Source organism: Mycobacterium sp. TH-M25 (genome assembly GCF_057473665.1).
In genome coordinates, this window is record NZ_JBYCLA010000302.1 from 1 (window position 1) to 7,868 (window position 7,868).

A 7,868-nucleotide genomic window follows, 5' to 3' on the forward strand; every position below is an offset into this window, starting at 1 on the left:
CCTCGGCCGGTATAGAAGTTCGGTCTGCCGCACACCACGACCTGCACGCCCTCGACGAGCTTGACCGGCGCGTGGTCGACCAGGGTGCGGGGTGCGGTCACGCTCAGCGACATGTCGGCGGCCGGATCGCGCAACACCATGAACACGGTTCGCGAACCCGGACGGATGTTGATCTGGGTCAACTGACCCTCGACCCAGACCGCGCCGAGTTTGTCGATCCAGGCTGCGATCCGCGTCGCGACCGCGCGAACCGGAAAGGGGTTCTCGGCGGAGTTGTCGCTCACTTCGCCGTCGCGCGCGTGATCCTGTTGGCGAGCAGCGTCTGGAACGGAGCGCGTCCCTTGGTGGCCTCCTCGAAGGCCAGCAGCACTTCCAGCTCGTTGACATCAAGGGACTGCAGCCGGGCCCGCAGCTGCGCCAGCGTCAGCTGCTCGTAGTCAAGCTCCTCGACCACCGCGGGCACGGCGACCGACGGCTTGGACGCGGGCCGTGCGGCGGCGGTGTCCGCCGCGTCGGGGGACGAGTAGAGCGCGAACCGGCCTCCGGTGCGGGACTCGACGCCGGCCGGGTCGTCGTCGGCTCCGGTGTCGAGCAGGTCCTCGTCGAACGTCGCCCACTCGGGCTGCTCGTCCTTGGGCGGGAAGATCTGCTCCAGGGTGGCATCGCCCTTGATCACCAGCTCAGCCAAGTTCTGCTGGAATCGCATCACGACGTGTGCGGCCGTGCTGGCCAGCGTCATCGGGTACATCAGGATGGTTCGCGGCAGCCGGATCGTCTCCTCGACGGCCATCGTCGCAGCGCCGACCAGCAGCCGGACCCCGTACGGTGCAGTAGCCATGCCGTCAAGATTGCCTTAACCGGCGGACAACTCCAAGCTGAGCGCGCGAATTCTGCCCAGTACCCTGGGTGTCATGCCGCCGACGGTGAACATGGGCCCACACATTGGGATGACGGCTGGTGTGTCCGAGCCGGTGACCGGAAAGCGGGTGCTGCTGGCCGAGCCGCGGGGATACTGCGCCGGCGTCGACCGCGCCGTCGAGACCGTGGAGCGCGCGCTGGAAAAGCACGGCCCGCCGGTGTACGTCCGGCACGAGATCGTGCACAACCGCTACGTGGTGGAGACCCTCGCCAAGGCGGGCGCGGTCTTCGTCGAGCAGACCGACGAGGTCCCCGAGGGCGCGATCGTGGTGTTCTCCGCTCACGGCGTCGCGCCGACGGTGCACGTCACGGCCGCCGAGCGGCAGCTGAAGGTCATCGACGCGACCTGCCCGCTGGTGACCAAGGTGCACAACGAGGCCAAGCGATTCGCCCGCGACGACTACGACATCTTGCTGATCGGCCACGAAGGCCACGAGGAGGTCGTCGGCACCGCTGGTGAAGCGCCCGACCACGTGCAGTTGGTCGACGGTCCGGCCGCTGTCGACCGTGTCACGGTGCGCGACGAGAACAAAGTGATCTGGTTGTCCCAGACCACGCTGTCGGTCGACGAGACGATGGAAACCGTGCAGCGGCTGCGGGCCCGCTTCCCGAAGCTGCAGGATCCGCCCAGCGACGACATCTGCTACGCGACCCAGAATCGCCAGGTCGCGGTCAAGGCGATGGCGCCCGAATGCGAGCTGGTGATCGTCGTCGGCTCACGCAACTCGTCGAACTCGGTGCGGTTGGTCGAGGTCGCGCTCGGCGCCGGATCGGCGGCCGCGCATCTGGTCGACTACGCCGACGACATCGATCCCGCCTGGCTGGACGGCGTCAGCACGGTCGGCGTGACGTCCGGTGCGTCGGTGCCCGAGGTGCTGGTGCGTGGCGTGCTGGAGCGGTTGGCCGACCACGGTTACGACGTGGTTCAGCCCGTGACAACGGCCAACGAGACGCTGGTGTTCGCCCTGCCGCGGGAGATCAGGCGCGCCACCGGCCCACGCGACAGCTAGTCCCAGGGGTCGGCCGACGGCCTGCGCGGCCGCCGCGGGCGTTCGTCGTACGGCGGTTCTCCGCCGGCGGTCTTGCGGTACCGGACCTGCGAGATGGGGTGATGGGTCGCGGCCGCGCCGTTCGGCGTGGACCGGCGTCGCGGCGGGGGAGTGTCAAAGGACTCAGCAGCTTCGTACGGATCGAAGCGGTCGCGGCGGGTCAGCGGGTCACGGCGCACTTCCCGCGGCAAACGGCCACGCGACTCCGGATCGCGCGGCGCCCTGGCGCGGCGCCGTGGCTCACCGGTGTCCACGTCGCGTGTCGGGCGTCGGCGTCCACGATCGCGGGCCGGCTCGGCGTCGTCCAGCGGTGGGCGCGGCCGTCGGGTGCGCGTCGAGGTCGCCGGACGTCGACCGGTCCTTCTGTCGGCTGCGCTCGATCGCGCCACGGAATGCTCCCGCCGGGCGCGGGGCCGGACGGACTTCTCGGTCGGCTCGACATCGGCGGTGTCGCGATGGAGCAGTGCGGTCAACCGCTCGACCAGCCCGACTCGCTTCTCCTCGCTACCGGTGGTCTCGTCCACGTCAGTGGTGGTCGCGCGCGAGGAGACCATGCCGAGGTACCACCGGACCAGGCCCACCAGCAGGACGCCGAGTGAGGTCGACAGCATCAGCGGGAAACGCTCGATCAACGGATAGCCACAGTTGATGACGAGGTCTTTGACGCCGGTGAACTTGGCGCCGTGGAACAGGAAGTAGGCACCGGGTACCGCGCAGAACAAGATCAGCGGTGGCTGGATGACCGCGGTGAAGACGCCGGCCTGCTGGACGGCGAGCACCGCCGCGACGCAGCCCATCACGTACAGACCGGAGAAGACAATGGTCAGCTCCTTGCCGGAGCCGGCGTCGAACGCAAAGCCTGCGGCGACACCAGTCACCGCGATGGCCACCGCGGCCCACCACGGCACACCGGGAACCGACGGGACGATCGAGCGGTGGTCTGCGGCCACCTCCGACCGGGCCGGCTGTTCTGACACATGTCGACCGTACCGGCTGGACGCCGAAAGGCGCGTAACGACCTCGTTAGTAATGCGCGGGCGTGCCAAACTTGCAGGCTCTCCTAGACTTGTGTCCCTGTGAGCCTCAGCCTTGGGATCGTGGGTCTGCCGAATGTCGGCAAATCGACCCTTTTCAACGCGCTGACCAGGAACAACGTGGTCGCCGCCAACTACCCCTTCGCGACGATCGAGCCGAACGAGGGTGTGGTCCCGCTGCCCGATCCGCGGCTGACCAAGCTCGCCGAGATGTTCGGCTCCGAGAAGACCGTGCCGGCGCCGGTGACCTTCGTCGACATCGCGGGAATCGTGAAGGGCGCCTCCGAGGGCGCGGGCCTGGGCAACAAGTTCCTGGCCAACATCCGCGAGTGCGACGCGATCTGTCAGGTGGTGCGGGTGTTCGCCGACGACGACGTGGTGCATGTCGACGGCAAGGTCGATCCGAGCGCTGACATCGAGGTGATCGAGACCGAGCTCATTCTCGCCGATATGCAGACACTGGAGAAGGCCGTGCCGCGGCTGGCGAAGGAAGCCCGAAACAACAAGGAGCGCAAGCCGTTATACGACGCTGCTGGCGCCGCGCAAGAGATTCTCGACGGCGGCAAGACGCTGTTCGCGGCCGGCGTCGACGCGTCACTGCTGCGTGAGCTGAACCTGATGACCACCAAACCGTTTCTCTACGTGTTCAACTCCGACGAGTCGGTGCTGACCGACGACGCCCGCAAGGCCGAGCTACGCGCGATGGTCGCGCCCGCCGACGCGGTGTTCCTCGACGCGAAAATCGAGAGCGAGCTGCAAGAGCTCGACGAGGAGTCGGCCGGCGAGCTACTCGAGTCGATCGGACAGACCGAGCGCGGTCTGGATGCGTTGGCGCGGGCCGGTTTTCACACCTTGAAGCTGCAGACCTATCTGACCGCCGGGCCCAAGGAGTCGCGGGCGTGGACCATCCACCAAGGCGACACCGCGCCCAAGGCGGCCGGCGTGATTCACACCGACTTCGAGAAGGGCTTCATCAAAGCCGAAATCGTATCCTTCGACGATTTGGTCGCTGCCGGGTCGATGGCCGCGGCCAAGTCGGCGGGCAAGGTCCGCATGGAGGGCAAGGACTACGTGATGACCGACGGCGACGTCGTCGAATTCCGGTTCAACGTCTAAATTTTCAGGAACTCGCGCGCAGTTCCCTCAAGCCACGCAGGGTCCGGTCGATCATGTCGCGGCGTTCATCGATCGTCATCGAGTCGCCGCGCGGTGCGCGCACCCGCACATAGCCCTGTGTCGCCAGATCGTCGACCAGGAACCGCGTCGCGCCGAGCGGCAACGACAACCGCGACGCGAGCTCGGCGACCGACGGACTGTGCGCGGACCATGTCAGGATCTGGCCCCGGACATCGTTTTTCCGCCAGCGTGGCGTGATCGCCGTCGTGTCGAGCGCTTCGACCGGAGCATCGAGCGCCACGTCGACCCCGGCGTCGATACGCCCCGTCGCCAGTGTGAATGGCCGGACCAAGCTCGGTGTGTCGGTGGCTTCCGGTTCGGTGAACCAGTCGCTGGCCGCCTCGTGCTGCCCGACCGGTGGCCGACTAGGCGCCTCGTGGTTCTGCAAAAACCGCAACGCCGCGTCGGCGTGCACCGATGCGCGCACCTCGTTGGCGATGACCTTGAGCACGGTGCGGTCGACGTCGATGATGAATGTGGTCCGGCGGACCGGCAGCAGCCGGGCCAGCAGGCCGCGGCGCCGAGTGTGCCGGCGACGCCGAGGCGCATCGCTCGCCATGACAGCTCTGCGCAGCCTGGCGAACCTGCCTCGGCGCACCCCGAACAGTTCGGACACCACGCCGTCGGCGTCGGAGAGCAGCGGATAGTCGAACGAACGCTGCCGGGCGAAGTGGGCCTGCCTGTCGACCGTGTCGGTGCTGATCCCCACCCGCTGGGCGTCCGCTCTGGCGAACTCGGCGCTCAAGTCCCGGAAGTGACAGGCCTGCGCAGTGCAAATCGGCGAGGACGCCAGCGGGAAGAAGAACAGCACAACCGGACCTGCGGCAAGGAGCGCGGACAGTGTTCTAGGCCGACCGGTGTGGTCGTACAGGGTGAAGTCAGGCGCCTTGTCGCCCGCGATCATCGGCAAAGAGTAGCGCGGGAACCTTGGCGCGACGGGTGACTTGGATAATTCGGTCGCCGCACGTCGGCAAAGCCGAAGCGGGCATCAGCGGCTTCCTGCCCGCGAATGTCGGTGAGCGCCTCTATCCTCGGCCCGAGATGAAGATCACCTACCTGTTCCTGCCGGTCTACTTCGGGCTCTTCGCGGGCCTCGTCGGGCGCAGCGTCAAGGTCGGCTTGGCGGGCGCGGCTGTGGGTCTGGTTCTCGCCGTCGTCCTGGCGGCCGAGCGGCGTCGGCCGAGCGACGGCATGGCAGCAATCGACGCGATGGCCGGAACGGACTTCGAGGACTATGTCGCAGCGCGCCTCGAGCGGGCCGGCTGGCAGGTCACCTTCACTCCGGGCAGCGGCGACTACGGCGTCGACCTGATCGCCCGGCGCGACGACCGAGCGGTGGCCGTGCAATGCAAGCGGCTCGGCAAGCCCGTCGGGGTCGCGGCGGTCCAGCAGGTGGTAGCGGGGGCGCGTCACCACGACTGCACCAAAAGCATCGTCATCAGCAATCAGGAATTCACCGACGCGGCCAAAAAGCTGGCTTTCACCCACAACTGTCAGTTGATCGGTCGCCGGGCACTTCAGGCCTGGGTCCCGCCGCCCGCGCGGCGCGCGGTTTAGCACATGCTCTGAGTGCCATTAGGGCACACTCTGGCAGATGGCGACGATGAAGCGACTGGCGTGGGTCTTGGCGCTGGCCGTGCTGGGAGCGGCCCTGCCGGCCAACGGGACCGCTCACGCGGTGCCGGCTTTTCACTGGTGCCCGGGCCAGCCGTGGGATGCGGGCTGGGGGACCATCTACGACTGGGACTGGCATCAGTGCCACGACTGGCAGCGAGCCGCCGGTCAGGGCGGGGCGATGGGCAATGGGCCCTGGGGGCTTCCGCCGGCCTGGGCGCCGCCCCAACCGCCCCCACCGCCGTGGGCGCCCGGAGCGCAGGTGATGTGGAACATGACCGCGCGGACCTGGGGATTCTGGAACAACAACGTCTGGATGCCGCTCTGACGTTCTCGTCTTAGGAGGCACCTGGCATCGGGCCCATGACATTCGTCTCGACCGCGATCCTGACGGCAACCTCTTCACTCTGGTCACCGACGAGGCGCGGGCCAAGTTCGGGGTGTGAGGCGGTCAATCCGCCACGACTGCGATTTCGCTGCCCAGCCCGTACGGCGCGATCAACGGTAGCCTGTCACCGCTCCAAAACCGGCCAGGATCAAACCAATTCGACCGCTTCTCGGTCTCGATAAGCCCCATCTCCTCGTAGGTGACGGCCACGGTCTCGGCGCAATAGGCGGATTCGAAGCCTGCCTTGCGCTGTTCTGCTCGGCGCCGACGGGTCGCTTCGCGCACGCGGGAGTCGATCCAAGGAAGCCCGCGCACCCAGTCGTACCTGGTCGGGAGCTGACCGCGCAGCCACCGCAGGGTCAGCCGGGTGGTGGACGGAAATGGCGTGCCGTCCATGCGCGCGATAACGCGCAGCAGCCGATGCTCCTGCTCCTGGTCGATGTCGGGCGTCAGCTGACGCAACCAGCAGCGCTGGCCGTAACGGGTCAGCCAGCGCTCGACGGCCTCGCGGGCATCGTTGAGCTGCACACCCCGGTGGTTGGTCGCGGTCCAGACGTCGTTCAGCTTGTCGCCGAGTTCGGCATGCCACATCAACGGCGGCAGGTCCTCGATCGCCACCGTCATACCGACGTGGTTGACGGGGCTGTTCGACAGGGTCTGGATCGCCCGGTCGGGGCCCGAATGCCCGCGGAACAGCCAGACGTCGCCGGTTCTGGTGTGTTCCAGGGCTTGGCTCAACCCAACCGTGTGCGTATTCACTACCGAACCATATGCACATAGCGGTCCCGCCAGGATGCACTCGCGAATACCCTGGGCCGATGCGCACCGTCTGGAAGTTGCTGGGCTTGGCCGGGGTTGTCGGGGTGGCAGCCGGCGGCGCACTGGTGGTCCGCGACCAGCGGCGGCGACGGGCGTACACACCCAACGAGATCCGTGACCGGCTGCAACAGCGACTGGCCGAAGCGGGCGAAGACTAGCCGCTAGGCGGCGGCCATGGCGTAGAGCCGGTGGGTGCCGGCGAAGCCCTTCAGCTCTGCCTCTCGGCCGCCACGATGACTGGGGTCGCGGAGTGAATCGCTGGCAGCCGGATTCACACGGTGTCGAAAAATCAACTGCGGGTAAATATTTCGCCAGTGTTGAGCTGCCGAAGGTTTGCCCACCCGGATGAGCGGCTATCTGTTGGTTGTCGGGTGCAGGCGTAGTGTTTAGGGTTGACGCTGGCCGCGGCGAATTGAGCTAGGCAGGTAACGAGCCCGCGCTGACCAGCCGATTTCTCCTGGAGGTTTGCATTGGCCGAATTCGGCACCGACGACTCAGACCTGCTGGTGATTTTCGGTATCACTGGCGACTTGGCCCGCAAGATGACGTTTCAGGCCCTTTACCGGCTTGAGCGCCGCGGGTTGCTGCAGTGCCCGATTCTGGGTGTGGCCAGCGACGACATCAGCGTCGACGAGTTGGTGAAGCGTGCCCGCAAGGCGATCGAAGGCACTGGTGAAAAGGTCGACGGAAAGGTCTTCGACCGCTTCGCCAAGCGGTTGTCCTACCTGCACGGTGACGTCACCGACGCCGCGCTCTACGACACGCTGGCCACCCAGATCGGTTCCACCCAGCACTGCCTGTTCTATCTCGAGATGCCGCCGTCGCTGTTCGCGCCGATCGTGGAGCACCTGGCCGAGGCCGGGCTGCTGA

At 67.2% G+C, this 7,868-nt stretch carries 10 protein-coding genes and 1 pseudogene; 6 read left to right on the top strand and 5 right to left on the bottom strand.

The annotated features are described in order from the left end of the window. Positions 1-284: exodeoxyribonuclease VII large subunit (locus tag AC2VOU_RS10135; protein WP_486957260.1), on the bottom strand; the 284-nt coding region annotated here is incomplete at its 3' end. Further along, positions 281-838, bottom strand: coding sequence for a lipid droplet-associated protein (locus tag AC2VOU_RS10140; protein ID WP_486957261.1), 558 nt, complete (start codon positions 836-838; stop codon positions 281-283). The genes AC2VOU_RS10135 and AC2VOU_RS10140, both read right to left, overlap by 4 nt. 73 nt (positions 839-911) lie before the next feature. Between AC2VOU_RS10140 and AC2VOU_RS10145 the strand changes: the two genes are divergently transcribed. Beyond that, complete coding sequence (locus AC2VOU_RS10145) at positions 912-1,928, top strand: 4-hydroxy-3-methylbut-2-enyl diphosphate reductase (RefSeq protein ID WP_486957262.1); 1,017 nt, start codon at positions 912-914, stop codon at positions 1,926-1,928. On the opposite strand, the gene AC2VOU_RS10150 is transcribed toward AC2VOU_RS10145, so the two are convergent. After that, a complete protein-coding gene (locus tag AC2VOU_RS10150) occupies positions 1,925-2,944 on the bottom strand; it encodes a DUF6542 domain-containing protein (protein ID WP_486957263.1) in 1,020 nt (339 codons plus the stop codon). The genes AC2VOU_RS10145 and AC2VOU_RS10150 overlap by 4 nt on opposite strands. A gap of 99 nt (positions 2,945-3,043) precedes the next feature. On the opposite strand from AC2VOU_RS10150, the gene ychF reads away from it, so the two are divergent. Beyond that, entirely contained in the window at positions 3,044-4,117 is a 1,074-nt protein-coding gene (ychF, locus tag AC2VOU_RS10155) for a redox-regulated ATPase YchF (RefSeq protein WP_486957264.1), read from the top strand. A gap of 4 nt (positions 4,118-4,121) precedes the next feature. Here ychF and AC2VOU_RS10160 read toward each other — a convergent pair whose 3' ends face one another. Beyond that, a complete protein-coding gene (locus tag AC2VOU_RS10160; RefSeq protein ID WP_486957265.1) occupies positions 4,122-5,081 on the bottom strand; it encodes a redoxin domain-containing protein in 960 nt (319 codons plus the stop codon). Between the two features lie 35 nt (positions 5,082-5,116). Between AC2VOU_RS10160 and AC2VOU_RS10165 the strand changes: the two genes are divergently transcribed. After that, the gene (locus AC2VOU_RS10165) at positions 5,117-5,734 is read left to right on the top strand and encodes a restriction endonuclease (protein WP_486957266.1); all 618 of its coding nucleotides are present in this window, start codon (positions 5,117-5,119) and stop codon (positions 5,732-5,734) included. A 37-nt stretch (positions 5,735-5,771) separates the two neighbouring features. Continuing rightward, positions 5,772-6,119, top strand: coding sequence for an Mtp family mycobacterial-type pilin (locus AC2VOU_RS10170; RefSeq protein WP_486957267.1), 348 nt, complete (start codon positions 5,772-5,774; stop codon positions 6,117-6,119). Positions 6,120-6,242: 123 nt separating this feature from the next. On the opposite strand, the gene AC2VOU_RS10175 is transcribed toward AC2VOU_RS10170, so the two are convergent. Further along, the gene (locus tag AC2VOU_RS10175) at positions 6,243-6,938 is read right to left on the bottom strand and encodes a guanylate cyclase (RefSeq protein WP_486957268.1); all 696 of its coding nucleotides are present in this window, start codon (positions 6,936-6,938) and stop codon (positions 6,243-6,245) included. A gap of 59 nt (positions 6,939-6,997) precedes the next feature. On the opposite strand from AC2VOU_RS10175, the gene AC2VOU_RS10180 reads away from it, so the two are divergent. Continuing rightward, positions 6,998-7,156 carry a hypothetical protein gene (locus AC2VOU_RS10180; protein ID WP_486957269.1) on the top strand — a complete coding sequence of 53 codons (159 nt, stop codon included), beginning with the start codon at positions 6,998-7,000 and terminating at the stop codon, positions 7,154-7,156. A 312-nt stretch (positions 7,157-7,468) separates the two neighbouring features. After that, a pseudogene (locus AC2VOU_RS10185) lies at positions 7,469-7,868 on the top strand (glucose-6-phosphate dehydrogenase); the annotation flags it as partial.